Origin of the sequence: Nostoc sp. C110 (assembly GCF_043099725.1) — a bacterium.
GTDB lineage: Bacteria > Cyanobacteriota > Cyanobacteriia > Cyanobacteriales > Nostocaceae > Nostoc > Nostoc muscorum_A.
In genome coordinates, this window is the sequence record NZ_CP171148.1 from 5,738,777 (window position 1) to 5,765,009 (window position 26,233).

The window sequence follows — 26,233 nt, forward strand, 5'->3', positions numbered from 1 at the left end:
TCCATAAATTACGAAAAATATTTTAACTTTTATTTGCTCTATTTTCTTGTATTACATGAATCATTGATGGTACTAAAGAAATAACTATAATTAATCCAATAATTGGTAATAAATATTTATCTACTTGTTCAGGTGGCAGAGATTTTCCTAAGAAAAATCCTAACAGGGTAATGCCAAATGTCCAAAGAAAGCCACCAATTAAGTTGTAAGACGTAAATGTTCGGTAATGCATCGCACCAAGTCCAGCCACAATCGGCGCAAAAGTGCGAATTATCGGTGTAAACCTGGCCAAAACTAGTGTCTTTTTGCCATGTTTTTCATAAAAATCCTGGGTTTTTACCAAGTGTTTTTTATGAAACAACCATGAATCTTCTTTCTGAAATAATTTTCTGCCAAATTTATGTCCTGTAGCGTAGCCAACATTATCACCTAGGACTGCACAAACAAAAGCACCAAAAATCAGAACCCAAATGTTAAACCCTGATTTCGGAAGAGATGCGAGAAATCCAGCAGTAAATAGCAAACTATCTCCTGGCAGAAAAAAACCAATTAGCAAGCCAGATTCAGCAAAGATAATTGCCCATACCCCAAAGTAGCCAATTTTTGTAATTAGGTCTGGTAAATTTAAATGCATTAGAATTTTTTAGGTTTCAACAATATATCCACAACATCTTAACGTTTAGCAATTTTGCTGAATAAAAAGTAATATTAAATTTACGTAAAGTTCTTGTGTAATCTTAGAAATTTTAGTGACAGATGGCACATTTTGGGTTAGAGGTGCAAGATGCAAAGATATTTGAAAGTACTAAGACTATTTTGGGGTGCTGCGATCGCATCTGAGTTAGAGTATCGCGTTAATTTTTTCGTCGCTACCCTCACCAGCTTGGGAAATCTTGCGGGTAGCCTCTTTGGATTATTCTTGTTTTACCGCACTGGTTATACTTTTAGTGGCTGGTCATGGGAAGCAGCTTTAGTAGTTTTAGGAATTTTTACTTTACTACAAGGATTTTCTGCGACTTTTCTAGTGTCTAACTTGAACCGCATTGTCCGTCATGTTCAAGAAGGCACTTTGGACTTTATATTATTAAAACCTATCCGCAGCCAGTTTTGGCTTTCGACTCATACCCTCTCCCCTTGGGGACTGCCGGATCTAATTTTTGGTAGTATTATCATTGGCTATGCAGGTAAACGCCTTGGTGTAGGGATAAACGGCTATCTACTTGGTGTGCTGCCGTTATTGTTCAGCTTTGTGATTTTATACAGCCTGTGGTTTATGCTGGGTTCAATGAGTATTTGGTTTGTCAAAATATACAACGTTACTGAAGTGTTGCGTGGTTTATTGGAAGCTGGACGATATCCCATTGCAGCATATCCGACTGCTTACCGTTTTTTCTTCACCTTTGTGATGCCAGTTGCTTTTTTAACTACTGTACCAGCCCAAGCGCTGTTGGGTCGGAGTGAAATTAGCTGGTTGATAGGTGCAGCAATCTTAGCAGTAGCCTTGTTTTTCGCTTCTACTTGGTTTTGGCGGTTTGCGTTGCGGTTTTATACTAGTGCTTCGAGCTAGAGATATGAAAATTAATCAAATTCCTCCTGGAAGCTTTGGTATCCCTATATTAGGTGAAACACTCTCCTTTGTTTTCGACCGCGATTTTGCCAAAAAGCGCTATCGCCAGTATGGGCCCATCTTCAAAACCCATCTTCTTGGCAGACCTACTGTAGTAATGGCAGGGCCGGAGGCATTAGAGTTCGTTTTGTCAAGCCATATCGAGAATTTTTCTTGGCGTGAGGGATGGCCTGATAATTTCAAGACATTACTGGGTGAATCGCTTTTTCTCCAAGATGGAGAGGAACACCGCAGAAACCGCCGCTTGATGATGCCGGCGTTGCACGGCCCAGCATTGGTGAATTATTTCTCCACAATGGCAGATATTACGCGCGGCTATCTCCAAAAGTGGGAGAAAAAACAGGAGTTTACTTGGTTCCAAGAGTTTAAACAGCTGACATTTGATATTGCCAGTCAATTGTTGTTGGGTACGCGTCCTGGGCCGGAATGTGTGCGCCTCAGCCAGTTATTTACAACTTTGACAAATGGGCTGTTTGCTATTAATCCGTTGCCTCTACCATTTACGACATTTGGTAAAGCTATAGCTGCGCGTAATCAGATTTTAGAGCATCTCACTCAAGTTGTCAGAGAACGTCAGCAAAACCCAACTCAAGATACCATCAGCCTGTTAATCAAAGCTAAGGATGAAGAAGGTAACAGCCTAAGTGAAAAAGAAATCATTGCCCAAGCGGTGCTGTTACTCTTCGCTGGACATGAAACTACTACTTCGATGCTGACTTGGTTATGTACAGAGTTAGCCCGTCATCCAGAAGTACTTGAAAAAGCAAGAGTTGAACAATTGCAACTTGCAAGTCAAGGCGATTTGGATTTAGAACAATTAGGGAAAATGCCCTATTTAGAGCAGGTTTTTTGGGAAGTTGAAAGATTGCATCAACCTGTCGGAGGTGGATTTCGTGGTGTGATTAAAGACTTTGAATTGAATGGTTATCACGTACCTACTGGTTGGCAATTATACTACTCAATTGGAGTTACTCACCAAATTGAAGAAATATATTCTGAGCCAGAACTCTTTGACCCAGACCGTTTTAGTCCTCAACGGCAAGAACACAAAAAATATCCCTTTAGTTTAGTTGCTTTTGGCGGTGGCCCACGCATTTGTATTGGCATAGCTTTTGCCAAAATGGAAATGAAGATTGTTGCTGCTCATCTTCTACGTAGTTATCATTGGGAAATATTACCCAATCAAAGTTTAGAAGTAGTTGCTGTTCCCACTAATCGCCCTAAAGATGGGTTACGGGTTAGATTTCAACCTCGGTGAAATGTTTTATGGCATCCCAAATAGACATAAACTTGCCTAACGGAGTTTTGCAACGCTTGCAAAATGTGAAAAATTTTGTCGGTGAGAATGTTAACTCTCTAAGTAACTCAGCACAACAAGTTGGGGAGTCTTTGAAGGCAACAGCAACTACAACAACTGATAAAGCAATTGATACAGTTACAACAAGCTTAGAACAAACTTGGCAAACTGCTGATAAATTTAAAACTACAACATCGGGCGCAGTTAAAGATGTAATGGCATCTTCTGTAAGTGATTGGCTGACACAACACCCGATATTTTTTCGGTTAGTTCAAATACTAGGTTGGGCAACTAATCACCCAATTATTAGTATAGTGATTTTTTTGTTTGCACTTGCTTTGGTCTGGAGCATTATCAAAGCAATTGTCCGCTTGATCGAAACAGCTAGTTGGTCAGTACTCCAAGTTCCGTTAAAATTGCTTCAGGCTTTGATTAAAGTTAGTTTTTTATCCTTAACTAAAGTCGGCAGTTTTGCTGTTCAACAATTTACGGCTACTAAAACAACTGATAATCTGCCACCTTTGTTACCTGAAAATTTTCAACCAAATAAAAAACAACGATTAGTAGAAATTTCTCATCGCTTAGAAGCAATTCAAAAGGAACAGCATGAGCTTTTACAAGAAGCAACAGACTTGATTGCTTCTGACAAAATTGATATAGACATCTCCCAAATTAAACAGCTAAGAAGCGTTGAATCACATCTTGGCTAAGTTCGGCTGTGGAACCGGAGGCGACAATACCGCCTTTTTGCATAGCGTAATAATAATCAGCTTGACGGACAAAGTGTAAGTGTTGCTCTACCAATAAAACTGAAATGCCTGTGGTTTCGACGATGCGACGGACTGCGGCTTCAATTTCGAGGATGATGGAGGGTTGAATACCTTCAGTAGGTTCATCCAAGACGAGTAATTGAGGTTCTCCCATTAAAGCACGTGCGATCGCTAATTGTTGCTGCTGTCCCCCACTCAAATCACCGCCCATCCGCGAAAGCATGGTTTTTAACACCGGGAATAAGCTAAAAACTTCTTCTGGAATTTCCGCTTTTTTTACTGGTTTGCGTCTGGCTTCCAACCCCAGCAGCAGATTTTCTTTGACTGTTAATCGGGGGATAATTTCTCTTCCTTGCGGGACATAACCAATCCCCAATTTTGCTCTTTGGTCTGGGGATTTGGAGTTGATTAATTCTTCAGCTAAGTTAATTGTGCCACTGCGGGGTTTGAGTAAACCCATGATGCTTTTGAGCAGGGTTGTTTTACCCACACCATTGCGTCCAATTAGGCAAACCATTTGTCCAGATGGTACGCTTAAATCTACATTGCGGAGAATGTGGCTTTCGCCGTAGTAAACGTTGAGGTTAGAGATTTTTAGCATTATAAATTACATAGATATTAAAATTTCACGCAGAGGCACAGAGAGAAAGATAGAGTTGTGATATTTTTGTATCAAGATGGAATTATTTCGATGGGTTTCATAATTGAAAGCTAGACCGCTATTTATTCATGCTTACCTAAATGCATAATCATTAAAAAATATTGATGAAAATGTTTTACTTTACAACGAAAATAACATCTGTTAAAGCACTGAAGGTTTGTGGTTTACCAGGATAATTAAAATTCATCTTTAAATCTGATATTTGCTTTGAGCTAAAAGCATCAAGAAAAGTGTTTATCGTTGGTGTTAAAAGGTCTAAGTTCCTTTTAAGTTTCCACGAGCTTGAAAAATCATTCGTATCAATTAATACAAGAAATAAGCAATTTTCTGAGCCAAAACGCATTTCTCCCTGATTCTCATACAACCATTTTGCTAGATTTCTAGGATTCTGTTGAGCTTCGTTAACAATTGCCACATTTTCAGATTTTAACTGATTAAGAACAGATTGAGATGCAATGTCATTTCTATCTCTTAACTTTTCAGTAATTTCATAATATATATTGGAAGTTTTTGCTGTTTTATCAAAGTTAATTGAAAGCTCCTTTGCTTTTCTCTTTAAAAAAGTAAGTTCAACAGGAAGATTCTTTTCCTTCCTCTTTGATTTTAAATATTCTGATGGGAAATAAGTAACCTTTAAATCAAAAGGTATATTTCTAATGAAAAAATCGACACTCTTAATTTGTCCGACAGTCGGTAAAATAGACGGATGCGATTTAAAGATATGCTCAATTAAAATACTAGACCAATGATTATACCAACTATTCAATACATATCCTTGAACAACACGATTTATCTCTGTCTCAAACTTAGACATCAATATTTCATAAGATATTATATCTTTCGTTTTCACATAATAGCTTACCAAGTATTTATCCAGTGAATTTTGATAATCACCTCCCCATTCAAATGTTTTTAATTTATATAATTCAGAAACGAGACTTTCCTTATTTAAGGATTGCAATATTTTTTCATTCTTTTCCTTAATATATAAATCTAATTGCTGATGAGACTGAGGTAGATTTGATTGCAAAAGTAGGAATAATTCCTCAAACTGCCCGTTTAAGCTGCTAGTATTTAAGACCAATGAATATTTTTTGACAAATTCTGAAACTAATTCTCCTCTTCTGATTGATTTAATTTTTAACCACAGTTGACCTGTATAATCCGTATTAAATTCTGTTAGATTATCACTTTCATATAATTTTTTCCAATAAGAAAAATCTTTCATAGCAAATCCTTAAACATCTTCTTCTTATGTTGCCGACGCTATTTTGGGCATTGAAGTTGACCAACCTGGTATCTTATTAAGTTCCAGATGAGAATCAATACTACACCCTTTTCGTTTTAGGACGAGGACATAATCTGTTTTCATTCCACCTCTTCTATTATCTTGCACTACTGAGTTTGCAGAATATTCCATAGGGAAAGCCCCAATAAATTGTAAATTAGAATCATTTTCAAGTATTTCTAAGAATTTCCAACTTTCTTTATCACGGGCATTAAAGTATATTAAAAACATTCCATCATCAGTAAGAATACGACTAGATTCACCTATAAACAATTTCATCTTTTCAATATATTCGGTCTTTTTTTTATTTCTATCTTTGGCGTTGGAAACAATTATTTCTTTCTCAAAGTAAACATTTTTATTTAAAATGGAATTCCATAGTTCACTTAATTCAAGGTAGGGAATTCGATCACTATGCGGTGGGTCAGTACAAATCAATTTTATAGTTTTTTGTGGTATCTTTTGCATTACATCTATGCAATCATCATTAATAATTAATGATCCTTGTCTATTTTTTAAGAGACCACTGATTGATTCATGTCTTGGATATTTATAATCACTAATATCAATTAATGCTTTATAGAGTTTTTTAGCTCTACTCTCAAAACAATTCCAAACATTAATTTCAAAATGTAATTCTGGTCTCCAATAGCCAATCACCCAACTGCCAACCTCAATTTTATTAGAAATTTGATTTTTGATTTTTCCTCGATTTGTGATTGCAAATACCATAGATGACATTTGCCCTGATGAAGAAGTAAGAGTTAATAATAAAGCTTTTTGAATTGCATCTGGGAATAATTTAATTTCATCCATTATTAAATCAATATTATGCAAAGCTCTACGAGTAAATAAATCATAGATAGACATTTGATTACTTGAATTAATTCTTGAATTTGTAAAAAAAGTGAGTTTTCTAATATTCCGTATTGAATATTGAGAAAATGACTCAAGTTTTTCTAAATCAAAGCTTGTTGTTTCCATCTCAATTCTACTTCTACCTACCTTTGGCTTCATCCATACCTTTAAAAGTTCACCACTACTCCATAAATAATGCGATGCTATTTCTCCATTAACGGTAAAATATGTCTCATTGATTTTCTGTTTAATATTTGTTTCAATCTCTTGTAGGGCTGATTTAAATTCCGAAGCTTTTGGAAGTTCTAACAAAAATTTGGTATGTTCAATTGCAAAAGGATTAATATCAATTCCAATAAATCTTCTTCTTCGGCACAAACATTCTCTACTGATAAGACCTGAACCTAAAAATGGATCAAGAACTATATCTGACTCATCTGTGTAATTTTCTATAAAAAAAGCAATACTTTCAGTTGGCTTTTTACCCCAGTATTTATGGAAAGAATACATACCTTTATAGGTATCAGGATTGCTAATATCTTTTATGGTCTTTGCAGTCATGTCAAACTCTATTTCTGAGAAGCCTAAATATAGAGTACCATGTCGAGCTTTTGAGATAAAAATTTAGTCTTCCTGTTTCCCCAAATAAACCTCAATCACACGAGAGTCATTTTGCACTTCCTCAAAATTACCTTCGCACAGTACCGAACCTTCATGTAGCACTGTTACTTTCTTGGCAATTTGACGCACAAATTCCATATCGTGTTCAATTACTAAAATTGAATGACTTTGTGCTAATGCTAAAAGTAATTCACCAATGTTGTATGTTTCTTCATCTGTTAAACCCGCAACTGGTTCATCAACAAGTAATAAATCAGGTGACTGCGCTACTAACATCCCAATTTCTAAACGTTGCTTTTCTCCATGAGAAAGTAAAGCTGCTTTTATATCTGCCTTTGGTGTTAAGCCGATGGTTTCTAATAATCCTTTAATGTTATTTTTTTCAACAATATTAGAACTTTCAAACAAAGTAGAAAAAACATTTTTCTTCTTGTTGATGGTAATTTCTAAATTCTCACGGGGTGTTAAGTTTAAGTAAATTCGAGGTGTTTGAAACTTGCGCCCAATTCCCAATCGCGCAATTTTATATTCAGGTAAAGAACGCAGGTTTCTTCCTTTAAATAAAACTCGCCCAATAGTTGGTTGCACTTTCCCGGTAATCACATCCAGAAACGTTGTCTTTCCAGCACCATTGGGGCCAATTACTACTCGTAATTCACCCACATCCATACTAAAGTTAAGCTGGTTTAAAGCCTTAAAACCGTCAAAACTAACAGTTACGTTTTCAGTTTCCAATATTTTCGCGTTCATGTTGCACTTCGGGGTCTTCTTCCAAGGTGGGATATGTAGAAATTTCTTGACGACGGTTGAAAAGAGCAATATTCTGGCTACGCAACCATCCCACGATACCGTCAGGAAGCACTGTGACGACTATCAAAAATAATGCGCCTTGGAAAAATAGCCAGATTTCAGCAAATTGTTCACTTAAAAAAGTGCGGGCATAATTGACTAACAAAGTTCCGACAATCGCGCCAATTAAAGTAGCGCGTCCGCCTACCGCTACCCAAATCACCATTTCAATGGAAAAGGCAATATCCATTGCTCTGGGTGAGACTGAACCACTTTGAATAGTGTAAAATGCTCCTGCTATACCTGCGATCGCACCTGAAACTGCAAACACCAGCACCTTAAAATCTGTAGGGTCATAGCCAGAAAATCTTACCCGACTTTCATCATCACGAATCGCTATCAGCAATCTCCCAAACCGTCCAGTTGTCAACCAGCGACAAATCCCGTAGGTGATTGCGAGTAAAACTACCGTCAGGGTGTAGAAAACAAACTGCGTTTTGGCATCGCTGACCGTTGCCCCAAACAAGGTTGTAAAATCTATCAGTCCGTTCGTACCGTTGAAAAACTGTTGTTGACCGTTAAAGAAGTTGAAAAATACAATAGTTCCGGCTTGGGTCAAAATAGAAAAATAAACACCCTTGAGGCGATTACGGAAAACCAAATATCCCAATATTCCCGCCAATAACCCTGGAATTAGTACCACCAAAGCTATTGTCAAAGGAAACGAATAAAAAGGTTGCCAAAAGGCGGGAAGTTCCGTAACCCCATAAAGCCCCATAAAATCCGGCAATTCTCCAGCCGGGACTTGCAGTTTCAGGTACATTGCGATCGCATATCCACCCAAACCAAAGAAGATACCATGTCCCAAACTTAGTAAACCAGTATACCCCCAAATCAAATCGATACCCAAAGCCACGATCGCCAGCGACAAAAATCGCCCCAACAAATTCAGGCGAAACTCCGAAAGCACCACTGGCATAACAATTATAAGGAAGAGTGCGATCGAAACCACCACCCCCACCTCAATTAATAACCCTCCTCCCCTCTTGCTCATTCTCTGCGTCCTCTGCGTCTCTGCGGTTCGTTAAACATCAACAGTACGTCCCTTCTGCGGAAAAATCCCCCCAGGCTTCCACTGTAAAAACACAATAATCAGCGCAAACACCATCACCTTAGCCATACTCGTCGTCGCAAAAAAAGTAAACAAATCAGCCAAAGGTTTAACAGGACTCAACAACAAAGCCAAAGTCCCAGAACCAATTAAAAAATTAGCCGTCCCAATACCCAAAGCAGCCACAATCGTCCCGGCTAAATTGCCCACACCCCCAACCACAACAACCATAAAAGTATCAATAATATAGTTTTGTCCCGTATTTGGCCCTACAGAACCAAGCAAACTAATCGCACATCCAGCCACACCAGCCAAACCAGAACCCAGTGCAAAAGTAATTGCATCCACCTTTTCAGTTGGGATACCCAAACAAGCACTCATACTCCGGTTTTGCGTCACAGCCCGAATTCTTAAACCCCAGCTAGAACGCTGTAAAAATAAATAAATTCCCGACACACAGATTATTGTTAAAGCAATGATAAATAACCTAGCAAAGGGAAATTGCACACCACCCAAAGATATCCCCGCTTGTAACCAAGTAGGCGCTGTTACATCTACATTTTGAGCGCCAAACCAAGGTTGAGTCACTGCTAGCTGATAAGTTTGACTTAATAAATTACCTGTTGTGATTGTCACTCCCAGCGATAGTAAAAATATTACCGCTACAATCCAGTTACGAACTCTTCCCAAATCAGTGCGAGAATTTAAAATCCATAAACCTCCAAAAAATAACAGAGAAAATAAGCCTATGCCAATTATCAATAACCAATTCACGCTGCGAACAAACTGTTGAAAAATCAAACTTACTCCCCAAGTTGCCAAGAGAGTTTCTAGAGGTCGTCCATAGAGATAATGAATCACGCCTTTTTCTAAAATTAATCCCACAGTAGCTGTGAAAATAAAAGCGATAATCAAAGCCAAAAATATATAGACTTCAAACCACACTCCACCCAATTGCTTACAGACATTTTGTACAACAAATGTTGTATAAGCCCCAAACATCATCAATTCACCATGCGCCATATTGATGACACCCATCAATCCGAAAATAATTGCTAATCCTAATGCAGCAATTAATAATACAGCACCAATACTAATGCCATTGAATACAGCTTCTAAAAATCCTGTTAACACTTTTTTTCCTACATATTAACTTCTTGTTATTAGGCACTTAATACACCGCTATCTAAGATGGTGTTTGAAAAGCCCTCTTATTGGTGTTAAAAGTCTTAGATCCCCCTAAATCCCCCTTAAAAAGGGGGACTTTGATTCCGGTTCCTCCCTTTTTAAGGGCAGGGCTGTTTCATTCGATCTCTTAGGGATTTTGTCAAGAGTATGAGTCAGAAATTTGCTTGAGTGGGAAAAAGAAAAACTACCACTTCAACCAGCAAATTTAAGTGCGAATACCATTTTCTTGCCCAATCAGATTTTTTAGTCACTTGTTTTTTTTTACTTGAAACGCTTGTAAATCAGCGCCTTTTAGGGAATGAAACAGCCCTGCTTTTTAAGGGGGGTTAGGGGGGATCAACAAGTGCTAAAATCACAGCCAAGGACTTTTTAAACAACCTCTAAGATGGTGGGTTATGGCTTTATCCTTTGTTGCTTGTAACTATTAACCGATGACAAATGACAAATGACTAATGAATTAAACTTTCTTGTACTTACCACCCTTCGCTGGGTCAGTCCAATCACAAGCAAACCCTTTAGTCTCTTTTACAAATTGATTCCAAGGAACTGGCTCAACTGGTGCAGGAGTAGCATAGACAATATCAAACAAACCATCTTGTCTAACTTGACCAATCCGCACAATTTTGGAGATATGATGATTGGCATCCATTGTCACTTTACCTTCAGGCGCATCTAGAGTTTGCCCATAAGCCGCAGTCCGCACTTTCTCTAAATCAGTAGTCCCAGCTTTTTCTACTGCTTGCTTCCACAAATAAACTGCAATATATGATGCTTCCATTGGATCATTTGTCACGCGATCTTCACCATACTCTTTCTTGAAAGCAGCAACAAACTTTTTATTAGCAGGTGTGTCTACTGTTTGGAAATAGTTCCAAGCCGCGTAATGACCTTTGAGATACTCTACACCAATTGCTTTGACTTCTTCTTCGGCAATACTGACAGACATAGAGGGATATTTATCTGGTGTCAATCCAGCCCCTTTTAATTGTTTGAAGAAAGCAACATTACTATCACCATTCAGGGTGTTATAAATCACGCCACCATTGGGCAAATTTTGTTTGATTTTCGTAATGATAGGCGTAACTTCTGTATTGCCAAGAGGTAAATAATCTTCACCAACTGTTTTTCCACCTAAAGCTTCTAATTGGGCTTTAATAATTGTGTTAGCAGTGCGGGGAAAAACATAGTCAGAGCCAACTAAGAAGAATTCTTTACCCTTATTTTTTAACAACCAATCAACAGATGGTTCAATTTGTTGATTTGGTGCTGCACCAGTATAGAAAATATTTTTAGAACACTCTTGTCCTTCATACTGCACAGGATACCAGAGCATGTGATTTTTGCTCTCGAATACTGGCTTGACATTCTTACGGCTAGCAGAAGTCCAACAACCAAAAACTACAGCAACTTTATCTTGATCGATTAGCTTAGTTGCCTTTTCTCTAAAAGTATCCCAGTTAGAAGCACCATCTTCGGTAATTGCTTCAATTTGTTTACCTAAGACACCACCAGCAGCATTAATTTCTTTGATTGCTAATTTTTCAGCATCAACAACGCTTTTTTCACTAATAGACATCGTACCACTCAAAGAGTGCAAAATACCTACTTTGATAGTGTTACCAGCTGTAGCAGCAGCTGGTGAAGCAGTAGGAGATGCGACTGTCTCTGTAGCGCTTGGGGGATTATTCGCACAAGCTTTTAGAAAAAAGCTGCTTCCGAAAGTTAAAGAACCGTAGATCAAAAACTTACGTCTGTTAAATTGTCTTCTCATAATCTTTATGAATTTTCCTCTTGATGAATCAACTAACTTAATAGAAAGCTGACAATTTCAAACTTTAAAGTGTGATGATAGTGCGATAGTTTACTAGTAAAAAGTTATCTTGGATACCAAACGCCTGATTTTTGTTACAAAAAAATAACTTTGCAATATCAATATTTGTTAAGCTTAATATTATTGTCAGCAATAAAAAAATAGCTGGATAATAATCTCATCTTTACTTGAGGGCTTTGCCAAAGGTGGTATTAATCACCAAAGGATTGCTAAAACTGGAGAATAAATGAACTTCCTCAAATCCTGGGATAGTGAGATTCTCATGAAATGGGCAGGGGGGGGAAGAAAAAGCTTATCCCAAGCGTATTTAGAGATAAGGGAGTGAAAAAGAAATACCCCATTCCCCATACCCACCCAATCTCTTATTCTTCAACCAATGATTCTTCAATCAATGGGCTGCGGAGGTCTTCTACCATTGCTTGAATTTCTGCTGGAGGTGGTGGTGTTAGGCGTGAAACTACTAGGGTGACAGCAAAGTTAATTAGCATACCCAAAGTACCAATTCCTTCGGGAGAAACCCCAAAAAACCAGGGTTGCATACCCCCAAACTTAACGCCGACAATGTAGATTATCGTAAACAGTAAACCCGTTAACATACCGGCGATCGCACCTTCAGAATTGGTACGCTTGTCGAAAATCCCCAGAAAAATCACCGGGAAGAAACTAGCAGCAGCTAAACCAAAGGCAAAAGCTACCACCTCACTCACAAATCCCGGCGGATTCACCCCAAAATATCCGGCGAGGACGAGGGAAAAACCCACCATAATCCGCCCGACAAACACCCGTTTTTGTTCTGAGGCTGATGAATCTATGATCCGGTAGTAAATATCGTGGGCGATGGAACTGGAAATTACCAGCAACAAACCTGATGCTGTAGACAAAGCAGCTGCCAAACCGCCAGCCGCTACTAAGCCAATCACCCACGGAGGTAGGTTAGCTATCTCTGGGGTGGAAAGCACAATGATATCTCGGTCAATCTTGATTTCATTGGTGTCTTTATTTGGTGTTAACTGAAGACGGCCATCTTTATTTATGTCATCAAAAGCTAACAGTTTAGTTTTTTCCCACTTGGCCGCCCAGTCTAGCTGCTGCACTTCTGCAACAGTATGATTATGCAGGGAATCAATCAAGTTGTAGCGGGCAAACATCGACAGGGCTGGAGCCGTTGTATAAAGAATGGCAATAAATAGTAGTGCCCAACCCGCAGAATAGCGGGCTGCACGTACACTTTTGACTGTGTAAAACCGGACAATGATATGGGGTAGACCAGCAGTGCCTACCATCAAGGCAATGGTTGTGAACAGCACATCTAGCATCGACTTGTTCACAAATGGTTCAGTATACTGCTTAAACCCCAGGTCAACCTGGATTTTATTGAGTTTGTCAGCAATATCACTGAAGGTAAATGCTAGCTGGGGAACAGGATTACCAGTGAGAAACCAGGCGATCGCGATCGCTGGGATCAGGTATGCAAAAATCAACACGCAGTATTGTGCTACTTGTGTCCAGGTAATACCTTTCATCCCCCCCAACACAGAGAAAAAGCCGACGATCACCATACCGATGATTACACCTGTATTGATATCGACTTGTAGGAAGCGGCTAAAAACAATGCCCACGCCCCGCATTTGTCCAGCAACATAGGTTAGGGAGATGAAAATGGCTGCAACTACTGCCACTAAACGGGCGATATTAGAGTAGTAGCGATCGCCTACGAAATCTGGCACTGTATACTTCCCAAATTTCCGTAGGTAGGGAGCCAGTAATAATGCTAGCAGTACATAGCCGCCAGTCCACCCCATTAAATAAATAGAACCGTCGTAACCCAAAAAAGAAATCAGCCCGGCCATTGAAATAAAGGAGGCTGCTGACATCCAGTCGGCCGCGGTAGCCGCACCATTAGCAATTGAAGGTATCCCTTGACCTGCTATAAAAAAGTCTTTACTATTTTCGACTCGTGATTGCCAACCAATATAAATGTAGGCGACGAAAGAAAGTCCAACTAATACAATAGTCCAAATTTCAACAGACACGGTTTTTCCTCACTTCCTAATATTGTATTTATGGTCTTGCTTGCTAAGATTGTATTTGCGGTCTAGCTTATCCATTTGGAAGGCATAAATGAAAATCAAGGCCACAAATACCAGGATTGACCCTTGTTGAGCCATCCAAAAGCCAAAGGGTACGCCAAAAAACCGTATTGCATTCAAAGGTTGAACCAACAAAATACTAAAAACTAGGGAAACCAATGCCCAGACAATTAAAAGATTACGAATTAAAGCAGTATTAGCACGCCAATAAGAACGGCGCTGATCTTCATCCATTGTTTTTCATCATCATTGCGTTGGTGCATCAAAATAATACCAATAAGCCGTTAATATCCTGTCTAATGACTGTATTAATTTTTAAATTATTTAGTAAATAACATTTAAGTTGTTCGTAATAAATTTAACTAAGTAATAATCGGCTGAGAATTAACCTATAGTCAGTTATGAACAAATGTTGCTTAATAAAGCTGAAACATCCAATAAATAATTAATGCCATTAAAATTTTCTATACAACATCTTCAACTTAAAATACGTATTATTTGCTAGAATTTTTTCACACTTAAATGCTATCAATTAAGTTTTTGAAGCTATACAAGCTATTGGCGATCTCAAAAGTGAGTAAAGTTAATTTTAAAAATATACGAACAACTACTATAGGCTATTACGGAGTATATTTAATACTATTAAAACAGCGAGTTTGTTATTACACACATGGGCCATTACCAAAATATAGCTAGCAAATTATTATACAAGTACTGTCTTACTGAGCTTTATGACGCATTGCAGCCAGTATAGATGAGAACTTCTATCATCATGGTGAGAAAAGGCTGATTTCAAGCAACTGATTTGCTTTATTCTCAACAACCAGTTTGAAAAGTTTTAGGCGAATAGAATGATGCCTCCGGCACCCAAGGGCGAACGCTACTACACAAACGAATGCGAGTGCGTCTCTAAAAGTTGTCCACCTGCGAGGACTAAGAGAAAATCAATGTTTTTAACCCACGGAGGTGGGTTTTGCCTGTGTAGCCGCGACTTACAGTCGCCCGGTGAGTAATAAATTAGACTTTTCAAACAACCTCTTATACCGCGCAAAAATAACTTACCTAATTTATTTGTGAGCAACCTTGATTCTCAAGGTTTGCAGTTTTTAAATTGGATAACTTTTTCGTGCATATCTTCAGAAAGTGCGGATTTCAGCTTTAACCATACCACAAGCCAAAATATATGTTTATCCAAACACTCATCACAGAGCCGATTCATTTTTTCAGAATCGTTGTAATTGTCATATTCTCCATTACTTTACATGAACTTGCTCACGGTTGGGCTGCGATGAGTCAGGGAGATAACACTCCCCAACAAACTGGTCATCTCACGCTTAATCCTGTAGTTCACATGGGTAAGGAATCAATCATCTTTCTCTGCCTCATGGGTATAGCTTGGGGACAAATGCCCGTCAACCCCTCTAAGTTTCGCTCTGGTAAACTAGGCAATATTTTGGTATCCGCAGCAGGCCCATTGTCGAATCTGGCATTAGGTATTCTATTTACTTTGTTGCTCAAACTTTTTAATCTTTCAGGACTGTTGAGTGTCGAATTTCTTTACCTAGCGGCTCGGATCAACTTTACATTATTTCTGTTTAATCTGTTGCCAATTCCACCACTGGATGGCTTTCATGTTTTCAGTGAGATTTTTCCTCAGTTAAAGCTACTGCAATATACTCAATTCGGACTCTTTGCCATGATACTTCTGTTCATAATCCCAGGCTTTGGGAGAGGAATTGGTGGCATTGCTGATTTATTTATCCGGTCAGCATTGAGCATGTAGACGGCAAAATTTTAGGCAAAGGAAAAGGATAATTGGAATGAAAATCAAACAAAAATTTGTGGTTGCTGCTACTAGCATGAGAGACAAGAACCCCGACTTCTTTGAGAAGTCGGGGTTCTACTGCTTGCATATACTAATTTTATTGGATTTGTATGTGCAATCTAATTGTCTATACCAATAGAAATAAGTTTGCTGTAATATTCAGTTTTAGCATAGATGCTGATAATACTATTATCAACTGCAAAAAAAGTGCCTTCTTGCTCATTTTTAGAAAATTGCAAATTTGGATATTTAGCAGCAGCTTCTTCAGCAGTCATGGGTTTTGCTTTTATCTGATCTGGCAATAGACCAGTACAACCAATGTAAAATACCAAAGGGGAAATCTTATCTTGGTAGATATTTTCTACATATTTCTCTAGCTTGGTATTCGCTGCGCTCAAAGCTGCAACCATTTCTTCTTTGCTGATTTGCTTACCAGTTTGTTTCTCTTGAAATAACTGCGCCAAAATATCAGCACCAACTTTCTTCAGAATATCTACAACTATGCCATTTTGATCAAGCCCAAGAAAATCATCGAAAATTGGTTTCATAAACTCGTCAACTTTCGTAATCTTGGTACGTGATGACAGTAACCTGTGCCTAATAGCGAGATTTTCATTAAATACCATCTCACAATTCGGCTTCATGATAATTTCTCCAGTTTCTTTATCATAAAGACGATACATTCTATTTAGAAACTTGTTAGCAGAAGGGAACTTACTCAAGTTTAGAATATCTTGACTGCCGATATCGATTTTATAGCTCAATCTGGAATCAAGAGTACCATTAACTAAAGCTTCGTGGATATCAGTGTATTCATTAGTTGTAGGGAAATTGATGTAAGTATTCTTGGACAAATAGTGCTTTTTAAACTCATCTAACTGTGGCGCTATAAATATCTCTGACTCTTTTTTCAAGTAAGCAGAAATAATACTAGTAAGTACTTTAATTTCTGCAAGTTGATTGAATAGCCCATCAATATTACTGTAACGACTATCAGAAGCGACAAGCGGCAAGTTATCTAGCTTGATGGTATATTCAGCATGGAAGTCAAAATCTTTTGCATCTAACACACCCTTTTCTTTGAGCCAATCAAAAGCTTTTTTACTACTAATTTTGACTTTTAAAGACTTTAGATTGATTTTACCGTCACTTACAATCGTGTAGTTATTAAAGCTATTAAGGTCATTTACTAGCAAACCTGCTACCTCAAGAGTGGGGGTTTGATCTTCAGATTTGGTAAGTTTGACTTTACGTTTGATAAGCATATTGATAGTAGCAGTATTGCGGTTAAATTGAAACTCGCCCATACCAGCATACTCAGCATTATCTATATATTCTGTTTGCAACCAAGGTTGTAAGAGTTCCCCTTTTTCGTCTCTCACACCTCTAACCCGCTTGATACCTGTTCTTTGATAATTTTCTTGCAGATGCTTGATATTAATGATGATATTGTTGCGATATTCTGCAAAAAACTTGATGAGTTCTGGTAGAGAAATTTGATTATTGCTCATATTTCCACCTTCGATCTAAAGGTCAATAAGTCTGTTGAAGCCACGGTTTCTAATAATTCTTCCAACCGTGAAAACTTGAAGGACAAATACACAATAAATTTATGCCAAATAAAGACAAGGAGATTTTGCCCCTCGTTCAAGATAAGGGAAATTTTGGCCTCAGTCTACTAACTACTGTGGGGATTCAGTTATGACGAACTTTGGAGATTTACTGTCAGACTTAGCGTTACATACTCACCGGAGATTCATGCTTTTATAGTACAATTGTATCATGAAAATGTCAATTTGTGTAGGCGATTGGATCGTAGATATCGCCCTAGAATGAGGAGTTATGGGGTTAATGCCAGAATAGATGCCTTTAGGCTCCGGGTTTGAAATAATCAAAAAGGCGATCGCCTGAATCTGCGCGAATCAATGCTACAACTACATCTGGTAAGGCAGCTAAACTGGGGTAAACCAAATAACGCGGTTCCCAACTGGGGCGGAACTTATCTTTGTAGGCGTGTAGCCCCTTGAAGTTGTAGAAGCGATTTAAATGCTCGTAAAGATAGTGCAAGACTCTCTCTAAGCGGCGTGATTCTGGGTTGTCTCCAACTCCCGCAAGGGCAGAAAGACCGAAATTAAAGCTGTCGTAACCACACTCTTTAAAATGCTCAAGCAGAGAAATAAATAGAAAGTCCATCGTCCCATTCTCAAGAGATGAGCGATGTCGCATCATGTCAATAGTTGCTTCGTTAAGTTGATATTCCCGGAGAACGTTGGCAAAAGCAGTGATGTTACCTTCGGGAGTATGCACCACAGCAATCTCGCACTCTCGCAGATAAGCTTCGTCAAACCAACCCAAAGAAAATTGTTTTTCTGAACCTTGTACCATCTTTAGCCATTCATCACTCACAGGTTTAAGGAGGTGCAACAAACCATCAGTAATAGGTGGTTGGTAAAACTCGATTTGGTATCCCAGTTTAGTTAAACGATTTATTGATGGTCTAAAGTTTTTACCGGCTTTACCTTGTAATGTAAAACTTTTTAGGTCAACGATCGCTTCTTCTCCAATCTTGAGTACCTTAAATCCCAATGATTTGTAAAGCTCAACATCATCGGGCAAAGTTTGGTAAAAGCCTGGATACCAGTCATTGCGCTGGCAAAACTGCCAGAAAGCAACAATTGTCTCTTGGCGGTCTTCAATGGGGCCGATGGGATCTCCTAATGCGATCGCACCCCTGCCTTTGGGAACATAAGCGATTACACTATTACCAGTAGGGCTAAAATAATAACTCTTGTCATTTAAAAGTGCGATCGCTGCTAAAGAAGAATGTCCATATTGTTCGACAATTTCTTTAGCTCTTTGGCGCTCTTTTGGCGTTGCTAGATTACGCCAAAATACAGGTTGCAATAACATTACTATTGCATAGGTAATAGTAACTGCGGCAATAATATAGATAGAATTAGCAAAAAATTCTCCAAATCGGCTCTTTGGTTGCAACCCCCAATTATCCTCTGTAAAGAACATCGCTAAAGTCTGAAGTACAGCTTCACGCCAATTAAAATTTTCAGAAAATTTGCCGTCTAATAAATAAAATCCAATAGTTCCGTATGCCAGAGTAAATAATAAAGCACCTATCAGCACTCTAACTCCCCGTGCAATTGAAGGACGATCTGATTGTGCCGTGAAAAAATGGCGCATCAATATTAATTGCACCAGTAAAACTCCAGAGAGGAGACTTTCTTCATAGTCCAATCCCTTGAGCAAATGGCTGAAGATGGAAATTACTAATAAAGCAATGGTTAGTAACCAGGCAATTCTTTTTCTGCGTAATAAATTAGTAGCAAGTGCAAGTAAAACAAATCCAGTCAGCGCTGCAAAGATATGACCCGTGGCACGAATTTCAAATGGCAAAAATTCCTTTAACCAGTGATTCCGCCCATACAAGTTAGGTGTCACTGCTGACAACAAATTCACTACTCCCACTAAACCAGTCAGGAAAGCTGCACTCCAAAGTCCAATCTGATTTTTTAAATTATTAGTCATTTCTTATTAGTCATTTGTCATTTGTCATTAGTTTTGGTGTTAAAATTCTTAACTCTTAACTCCTAACTTTTAACTCCTAACTTTTTAAATTGTTCCCCTACATACGAGAGCGAATCTTTAAGGTGTTTGTGGAAGTAGTTCCAGCCTATATCAGCACCAGACAAACCATGACCTCCTGGAAACGCATAAAATACGTGAGCAATACCTAATTTATTTAAGGTTTCGTGGAAGGCTTTGGTAGAAGCTAATAAATTAGTATCGTTCAAACCTGCATCCAAGTAAATATGCAATCGCTTCCTATCTTGAGGCGATAGCTGTTGCACTATTTGTTGAGGGCTATTTTGTGAACCGCTATTATCAGTAAAGTAACCGCTATGGCTAAACAGAATGTGGAAGTTGTTAAGATAGCGTAACCCGATATTAAATGCTCCCCATCCCCCAGAAGACAGACCTCCCAGCGCCCAAAACTGGGGTTTTTCTAAAGTGCGGTAGCGAGACTTGATAACTTGCACTAACTCAGAACCAATTAAAGTCCCTATTTTGCCATTCGGCCCATCAAAGTAATCAGGATCGTAAAAAGGACTGGAACCACGATTATCATTACCGTCAGGTGTAATCACAATTGATGGCGGTAATTTTCCATTTTGATAAAGTTGATGAAGTACATCTAAGACTGCATACTTGTTAACATAAGCACGAGCATCATCATGACCACCGTGCAATAAGAATATCACCGGGTAGCGCTTTTGCTGATTTTTATCATAATCAGGCGGCAAAATCACGCCATACTTGCGGACTGCACCCATCGCTTGAGAGTTGAAGGTTGCTAATTGAAACTTTAGCCCAGTCTTTGCCACTTTTTGGGGTGGGTCTAGTTGCGGCGCACCTAAGATAAATACATAATAATAGCCAGCAGTAGTTACAAGTGCGATCGCTCCTAGCAAACTAATTAACAATTTAGAAATTTTCATATTTTTTTAGGGTTATAAAAATCACCTCCGTCCGAACTTACTATAGTGAATCTGCTTAAGAATGGCAGTAGAGTTTTTCACAGTGATATTTAAATATCAACGGATTTACAAAATAGTATTATTTATCCTGGCGATCGCTAAGGGTTTTTATTATTAACACCTACATTACGAGCCATACTTGCCATTTCAGCAGATTTAAATTGTTCGCCTACAAACGTCAAAGAATCGGCTAAATGTTCCCGCCAGTATTGCCAAGTGTGGCTGCCAGGAAATTGACGAAACAAATTATAAATTTTTAGGTTATTTAGTACTTTAGAGAAATTTTTAGCTTCATCGATTTCTTCAATATCTGCTTTGCCTGAATCTAAGTAAATTCGCAATCTTTGTTTAGCTGGTGTGGGAATGCTTTTGATATAAATTATCGGGCTATTTGTTGGGCCGCTTTTATCATTAAAATAACCACTATGACTAAATAAAATTGAGAAATGATTTACATTATGTAACCCTACATTCATTGCACCCCAAGCACCAGAAGATAAACCACCTATTGCCCAAAAATCTGGATTAGTTAGTGTCCGATAACGGCTTTGCACGACTTTTACTAACTCATCACCCAGGGCTGTAGAGACTTTACCGTTAGGGCCATCAATATATTCGGGATCTCGGTAGGGACTAGAGCCACGTTTGTCGTTGCCATCTGGTGTGATAATAATGCTAGGTGGCAGCTTACCTGTAGTATAAAGTTGTTCCACTGTCTTGAGAGCTTCTCCCTTATTCTGAATAAACCAATCATTGGGATTACCATGTCCGCCGTGGAGGAGAAAGATTACAGGATATCTTTGTTTTGGGTTTTGTTCATAGCCAGGGGGTAAAGAAACGCCATAAGTGCGATTTGCACCCATTAATTGACTATCGTAGGTTGCAATTTTGTAAGTTAAGTGAGTAGCTGAGTCGCCAGTATTAGACTTTGTTGGAAGAACGGAAGGAGTTGTTTTTAAATCCTGCTGTAGAGGTGGTTTTGCTACGACATTTTGGGATAAATTACAGCTAACTAGGGTTAATACTGAAACTAGCAAGAGAATTTTTGGTTGTTTGTAGTTCATCTTTGTAGGGCATTGGACAGTCTGTGCTGGCAACCATTAAGTTTACGGAAGTAAGTTGTCAATGTTGTGTCAACAGGATGGAAACTTTGCGACTTGTTGTAAGTTAAAAGTCATAAGTTAGGATAAGTTTCTTCACGATGCTTAAAAAACTGCAACTGAATTTCAGCACACTGTTTGGCTTGTCCCTGCTGGTGCTTTCCCTGTGGGCGATCGCTAACGAACTGCATGAGTATAATTATCGTGACATCCTCAACTCTCTAGCTGCTATCCCCAAAAGCCGCTTAAGCTGGGCAATTTGGCTAACGGTTTTGGGCTATCTAGTGATGATTGGGTACGATATTTTGGGTTTTAGTTACATTAATCGTTCCCTAAACTGGAACAAAATTGCTTTAACCAGCTTTATTAGCTCTGCGTTTAGTAATACTATAGGTTTTGCTTTGCTGACTGGCAGTGCTATCCGTTATCGATTTTATGCTACTTGGGGAGTGTCAGCAGTTGCCATCGCGCAAGTAATTGCTTTCACCAATTTTACTTTTTGGTTGGGGATGTTTGCCGTTGCAGGTTGCTTATTCCTCATCAACCCCCTGAAAATTCCCACTCAACTACATTTACCTTTTGCAACTGTGCGTCCCATTGGCGTGATTTTTCTCCTATTGGTGGCTAGTTATTTGCTAGGAAGTATTTTTATTAAACAACCTTTAATAATTCATGGGCAAGAATTTCGATTTCCTTCTTTTAAGATATCCCTTATTCAGATAGCAATTTCTGGTCTTGATTGGATTTTGGCAGCAGCAATTCTTTATGCTGTGCTTCCCACTAATATATCTTTGTCCTATCTGGATTTTTTGGGTATTTACTTACTAGCCATGTTTGCAGGAGTTGTTAGTAATGTCCCCGGTGGTTTGGGTGTATTTGAAACTATAATTTTGCTGATTCTCTCATCCAAAGTTTCGGCTGCGGCAATTTTGGGGTCAATGTTAGCTTATCGGGGAGTCTATTATTTCTTACCTTTGCTAGTAGCATCAGGTTTGCTAGGAATTTATGAAATTAGATTTAGAACCCGGAATTTAAAAAATATGAATAAACTGTAAATTGTAGTTTCCGTATTAACACTAACAATTAAACCCCCGACTTCTTTAAAAAGTCGGGATCTGAACCTTTCAGCTAATTAAATTTTATAAAAGCTCTTAGTTTTAAATACTATATCTTCATAACTAGCAGTGAAAATTCCTAATTTTTGCTGAGGCGATCGCTAATTTAATTCCATCACAATAGTAACAGTTAGTGGAAAATTTTTAATTAGATTTCCATTAATCACAATCAAAATTCCGTTTTACTGCTTGAGGATAGAATCATGAAAAATAAAGTATTGTTTGGTGCTATATTCATGGCAACTTGGGTAGGCACATTGATTCCTAGTGCTTTTGCTGCTTCACCCTGTTCTGTAGGACAAAAAGCTGAGGTTTTTTGGAAGGAAAAATGGTATCCAGCAACGGTACTTAAGGTTAATGATGATAATTGCTATATTACTTATGAAGGTTATGATAGTTCCTGGAATGAATGGGTTGGTGCTGAACGCTTCCGAGCATCATTTGAAGTTGGAGATGCAGTGAGAATTTTGTGGAAGAGGAAATGGTATAAAGGGCAGATTTTAGAAGTTAATAACGATCTTTATAAAATTACTTATGATGGCTACGATAGCTCTTGGGATGAGTGGGTTGAACCTTCGAGAGTAAGCAGATAGAGTATATTTTACTATTTATAAATTTAAAGGGACGATTTCACTTGTTGGAGTCGTCCCTTTAATTTAAAAGGGCTGTTAAACTGAGAACCATAAGTAAAATCTCGTGTATTTTGGCAAACTTATGGAGCCAGTATCGCTGACAGCAGCTGCGATCGCAACTTTGGTAATCACCAAAGCCTTTGAAAAAACTGGAGAAATCATCGGCGAAAAGGCTTGGAATGAAGGCGAAAAGTTGTTAGTTCTGCTGAAACGCAAGGAACCTAACACGGCGAAGGTTATCGAACAGGCTAAAACACAATCTTTAGATTATGGTCAAGCTTATCTCATTGGGCAGCAAGTAGAGGAAGCGGCAAAGAAAGATCCTGAGATTGCTCAAGCTGTGGAAGCTGTAGCCAATGAAGCACAACCTCAACTGACGAACACTATTATAGAAAATTGGCAGGGGATAAATATTAAAGGTGGAACTAATACCATTTCTGGTAACACCTTCAACTTCGGCTGACTAAAGTCGCCTCAAGGGGAATCGATACTTTCTACTGAAATACCGCAAAATTTGCCCCTGAGTGGGGTGGTGGAGTTTGTCGGACGTGAAGAAGAATTGCAAAATCTTCACCAACTTTTGCAGGATAATAAACAAGTTGCGATCGCAGCAATAGCAGGGATGGGTGGAGTTGGTAAAACAGAACTTGCCCTACAATATTCAATCCAGCACCGCGAAACATACAACGGTGGGCTTTGCTGGTTGCTTGCAAAAACTGGGGATATGGGCATTCAAGTTGTGCAGTTTGCCAGAACGCAGCTTGATTTAAAGCCGCCAGAAGATTTTGATTTACTCGCCCAAGTGCAATACTGTTGGCGGCGTTGGCGTGAGGGTGATGTGCTGCTAGTGCTGGATGATGTCAGCGACTACGAGGAAGTTAAGTCTTACTTACAGTCGCTACCTTCTCGGTTTAAAGTGTTGATGACTACACGCCAGAACTTGGGACGCATCCCACAGTTATCTTTGGATGTGCTGAAACCAGAGGCGGCGCTGGAGTTATTAAAGTCTTTACTCAAAGAAACACCGGGGCGAATTGAAAAAGAATTAGCTTTAGCAAATCAGTTGTGTGAGTGGCTGGGATATTTACCTTTGGGTGTGGAATTAGTGGGGCGCTATCTGGCGCGGAAACAGGATTTATCTTTAGCAGAAATATTGCGGCGGTTGAAGAACAAGCGACTCGATGAGCGTTCCCTCTCTAAATCTAAGTTGGAAGCTGACATGACAGCACAACGAGGTGTGTTAGCAGCCTTTGAGTTGAGTTGGCAAGAATTAGAGGACAGCGATAAACAACTGGGTTTTTTATTAAGTTTATTTGCCGCCGCACCTATACCTTGGAAGTTGGTGGAACAGTCTTTACCAGAAGAAGATGGAGAAGATTTAGAAGAAATCAGAGATGATAAGCTGTTGAATCTGCATTTACTCCAGCGCAAAGGTGAGGGAATCTATCAATTACATCCACTGCTGAGAGAGTTTTTCCAATATAAGCTTACAGGTTTAGATAAGGGGGAGGAATTAAAGCGATCGCTTTGTCGGATAATGGTAGCTGTTGCCCAAGATATTCCTTACTCACCTACCCTTCAGCAAATCAACGATGTTATCCCCGCCATACCGCATTTAGCAGAAGTAGCCAACAATCTCATTCAATATATAGACGATGAAGATTTACCTTGGGTATTCGTTGGCAACGCTCGATTTTACAATGGTCAAGGTTTATATAACCAAGCTTTACCTTGGTATGAGCAGTGTTTAGAAGTCACTAAAAAGCGCTTAGGAGAAGAACATCGAATTGTCGCAGAAAGCCTCAACAACCTGGCGTTACTCTACAACTCCCAAGGCAGATACAGCGAAGCCGAACCCCTTTACATCCAAGCTTTGGCACTCTCGCGCAAACTGCTGGGTGAAGAACATCCAGATGTCGCAGTTAGTCTCAACAACCTAGCGTTACTCTACGACTCCCAAGGCAGATACAGCGAAGCCGAACCCCTTTACATCCAAGCTTTGGCACTCAGGCGCAAGCTGCTGGGAGAAGAACATCCAGATGTCGCAGTTAGTCTCAACAATCTAGCAGCACTCTACGACTCCCAAGGCAGATACAGCGAAGCCGAACCCTTTTTAATGCAAGCTTTGGCACTCAGGCGCAAACTGCTGGGAGAAGAACATCCAGATGTCGCAGTTAGTCTCAACAATCTAGCGTATCTCTACGACTCCCAAGGCAAATACAGCGAAGCCGAACCCCTTTATATTCAAGCTTTGGCACTCAGGCGCAAACTGCTGGGAGAAGAACATCCAGATGTCGCACAAAGTCTCAACAATCTAGCAGCACTCTACGACTCCCAAGGCAGATACAGCGAAGCCGAACCCTTTTTAATGCAAGCTTTGGCACTCAGGCGCAAGCTGCTGGGAGAAGAACATCCAGATGTCGCACAAGGTCTCAACAACCTAGCAGCACTCTACGACTCCCAAGGTAGATACAGCGAAGCCGAACCCCTTTACATCCAAGCTTTGGCACTCTGGCGCAAACTGCTGGGTGAAGAACATTCATATGTCGCAGTTAGTCTCAACAATCTAGCGTATCTCTACAACTCCCAAGGCAAATACAGCGAAGCCGAACCCCTTTATATTCAAGCTTTGGCACTCAGGCGCAAACTGCTGGGTGAAGAACATTCATCTGTCGCAGTTAGTCTCAACAATCTAGCGTATCTCTACAACTCCCAAGGCAGATACAGTGAAGCCGAACCCTTTTACCTGCAAGCTTTAGATATTTTTGAGCTCCGATTGGGGGTGGATCATCCCAATACTATTAATGTTCGTGAAAATCTAGCAAATCTTCGCGATCGCCTTTCCCAAAATCCAGAATAAACTAGTTTTGTGCAAAGCGT

The 26,233-nt window shown here is 39.2% G+C and carries 22 protein-coding genes; 8 read left to right on the plus strand and 14 right to left on the minus strand.

Annotated features, from left to right (window positions below; genetic code table 11):
* Positions 1-22: 22 nt before the first annotated feature.
* Positions 23-634, minus strand: a complete 612-nt coding sequence (locus tag ACFFRD_RS29505; protein ID WP_392479256.1) for a DedA family protein — start codon at positions 632-634, stop codon at positions 23-25.
* Between the two features lie 150 nt (positions 635-784).
* On the opposite strand from ACFFRD_RS29505, the gene ACFFRD_RS29510 reads away from it, so the two are divergent.
* Genes ACFFRD_RS29510 through ACFFRD_RS29520 form a run of 3 tightly spaced genes read left to right on the plus strand, consistent with a single transcriptional unit; the run spans position 785 to position 3,634 of the window.
* Positions 785-1,567, plus strand: coding sequence for an ABC transporter permease (locus ACFFRD_RS29510; RefSeq protein ID WP_114083888.1), 783 nt, complete (start codon positions 785-787; stop codon positions 1,565-1,567).
* A 4-nt stretch (positions 1,568-1,571) separates the two neighbouring features.
* The gene (locus tag ACFFRD_RS29515) at positions 1,572-2,885 is read left to right on the plus strand and encodes a cytochrome P450 (protein ID WP_392479258.1); all 1,314 of its coding nucleotides are present in this window, start codon (positions 1,572-1,574) and stop codon (positions 2,883-2,885) included.
* 8 nt (positions 2,886-2,893) lie between these two features.
* On the plus strand, positions 2,894-3,634 hold the full coding sequence (locus ACFFRD_RS29520) for a hypothetical protein (protein ID WP_392479259.1): 741 nt from the start codon (positions 2,894-2,896) through the stop codon (positions 3,632-3,634).
* Here the strand turns inward: ACFFRD_RS29520 and urtE are convergent.
* The 9 genes from urtE to ACFFRD_RS29565 all read right to left on the minus strand — a co-directional run bounded on the left by urtE (position 3,597) and on the right by ACFFRD_RS29565 (position 14,365).
* Complete coding sequence (gene urtE, locus ACFFRD_RS29525; RefSeq protein WP_392479261.1) at positions 3,597-4,295, minus strand: urea ABC transporter ATP-binding subunit UrtE; 699 nt, start codon at positions 4,293-4,295, stop codon at positions 3,597-3,599. The genes ACFFRD_RS29520 and urtE overlap by 38 nt on opposite strands.
* A gap of 175 nt (positions 4,296-4,470) precedes the next feature.
* The gene (locus ACFFRD_RS29530; RefSeq protein ID WP_392479263.1) at positions 4,471-5,583 is read right to left on the minus strand and encodes a hypothetical protein; all 1,113 of its coding nucleotides are present in this window, start codon (positions 5,581-5,583) and stop codon (positions 4,471-4,473) included.
* Between the two features lie 24 nt (positions 5,584-5,607).
* Positions 5,608-7,062, minus strand: a complete 1,455-nt coding sequence (locus tag ACFFRD_RS29535) for a DNA methyltransferase (protein ID WP_392479265.1) — start codon at positions 7,060-7,062, stop codon at positions 5,608-5,610.
* Between the two features lie 63 nt (positions 7,063-7,125).
* The gene (urtD, locus tag ACFFRD_RS29540; protein WP_392479267.1) at positions 7,126-7,872 is read right to left on the minus strand and encodes an urea ABC transporter ATP-binding protein UrtD; all 747 of its coding nucleotides are present in this window, start codon (positions 7,870-7,872) and stop codon (positions 7,126-7,128) included.
* Positions 7,847-8,965, minus strand: a complete 1,119-nt coding sequence (urtC, locus tag ACFFRD_RS29545) for an urea ABC transporter permease subunit UrtC (RefSeq protein ID WP_392479269.1) — start codon at positions 8,963-8,965, stop codon at positions 7,847-7,849. The genes urtD and urtC overlap by 26 nt, the downstream gene beginning before the upstream one ends.
* Before the next feature lie 30 nt (positions 8,966-8,995).
* Entirely contained in the window at positions 8,996-10,156 is a 1,161-nt protein-coding gene (urtB, locus tag ACFFRD_RS29550) for an urea ABC transporter permease subunit UrtB (RefSeq protein ID WP_392479271.1), read from the minus strand.
* A gap of 511 nt (positions 10,157-10,667) precedes the next feature.
* Positions 10,668-11,981 (minus strand): urea ABC transporter substrate-binding protein, encoded by a 1,314-nt coding sequence (gene urtA, locus ACFFRD_RS29555; protein ID WP_392479273.1) that lies wholly within the window; start codon positions 11,979-11,981, stop codon positions 10,668-10,670.
* A 422-nt stretch (positions 11,982-12,403) separates the two neighbouring features.
* Entirely contained in the window at positions 12,404-14,074 is a 1,671-nt protein-coding gene (locus ACFFRD_RS29560; RefSeq protein WP_392479275.1) for a sodium:solute symporter family protein, read from the minus strand.
* A gap of 9 nt (positions 14,075-14,083) precedes the next feature.
* Entirely contained in the window at positions 14,084-14,365 is a 282-nt protein-coding gene (locus tag ACFFRD_RS29565; protein WP_114083898.1) for a DUF4212 domain-containing protein, read from the minus strand.
* 949 nt (positions 14,366-15,314) lie between these two features.
* On the opposite strand from ACFFRD_RS29565, the gene ACFFRD_RS29570 reads away from it, so the two are divergent.
* Positions 15,315-15,914 (plus strand): site-2 protease family protein, encoded by a 600-nt coding sequence (locus ACFFRD_RS29570; RefSeq protein WP_392479277.1) that lies wholly within the window; start codon positions 15,315-15,317, stop codon positions 15,912-15,914.
* Between the two features lie 161 nt (positions 15,915-16,075).
* Here the strand turns inward: ACFFRD_RS29570 and ACFFRD_RS29575 are convergent, their stop codons facing one another.
* The 4 genes from ACFFRD_RS29575 to ACFFRD_RS29590 form a co-directional block, all read right to left on the minus strand.
* Positions 16,076-17,338: a hypothetical protein gene (locus tag ACFFRD_RS29575; RefSeq protein ID WP_392479278.1), complete on the minus strand. Its 1,263-nt coding sequence runs from the start codon at positions 17,336-17,338 to the stop codon at positions 16,076-16,078.
* A 487-nt stretch (positions 17,339-17,825) separates the two neighbouring features.
* Positions 17,826-19,496 carry a phosphatidylglycerol lysyltransferase domain-containing protein gene (locus tag ACFFRD_RS29580; RefSeq protein ID WP_392479280.1) on the minus strand — a complete coding sequence of 557 codons (1,671 nt, stop codon included), beginning with the start codon at positions 19,494-19,496 and terminating at the stop codon, positions 17,826-17,828.
* 62 nt (positions 19,497-19,558) lie between these two features.
* Positions 19,559-20,467 (minus strand): alpha/beta hydrolase, encoded by a 909-nt coding sequence (locus ACFFRD_RS29585; RefSeq protein ID WP_392479282.1) that lies wholly within the window; start codon positions 20,465-20,467, stop codon positions 19,559-19,561.
* A gap of 137 nt (positions 20,468-20,604) precedes the next feature.
* Positions 20,605-21,570 (minus strand): alpha/beta hydrolase, encoded by a 966-nt coding sequence (locus tag ACFFRD_RS29590; RefSeq protein ID WP_392479284.1) that lies wholly within the window; start codon positions 21,568-21,570, stop codon positions 20,605-20,607.
* A 137-nt stretch (positions 21,571-21,707) separates the two neighbouring features.
* Between ACFFRD_RS29590 and ACFFRD_RS29595 the strand changes: the two genes are divergently transcribed.
* From ACFFRD_RS29595 to ACFFRD_RS29610, 4 genes are all read left to right on the plus strand, one after another.
* Positions 21,708-22,661, plus strand: a complete 954-nt coding sequence (locus ACFFRD_RS29595; RefSeq protein ID WP_392479285.1) for a lysylphosphatidylglycerol synthase domain-containing protein — start codon at positions 21,708-21,710, stop codon at positions 22,659-22,661.
* A gap of 263 nt (positions 22,662-22,924) precedes the next feature.
* Complete coding sequence (locus ACFFRD_RS29600) at positions 22,925-23,314, plus strand: agenet domain-containing protein (protein ID WP_392479287.1); 390 nt, start codon at positions 22,925-22,927, stop codon at positions 23,312-23,314.
* A 121-nt stretch (positions 23,315-23,435) separates the two neighbouring features.
* Positions 23,436-23,816 (plus strand): hypothetical protein, encoded by a 381-nt coding sequence (locus tag ACFFRD_RS29605; RefSeq protein ID WP_392479288.1) that lies wholly within the window; start codon positions 23,436-23,438, stop codon positions 23,814-23,816.
* A gap of 51 nt (positions 23,817-23,867) precedes the next feature.
* Positions 23,868-26,213, plus strand: coding sequence for a tetratricopeptide repeat protein (locus ACFFRD_RS29610; protein WP_392479290.1), 2,346 nt, complete (start codon positions 23,868-23,870; stop codon positions 26,211-26,213).
* Positions 26,214-26,233: the final 20 nt, after the last annotated feature.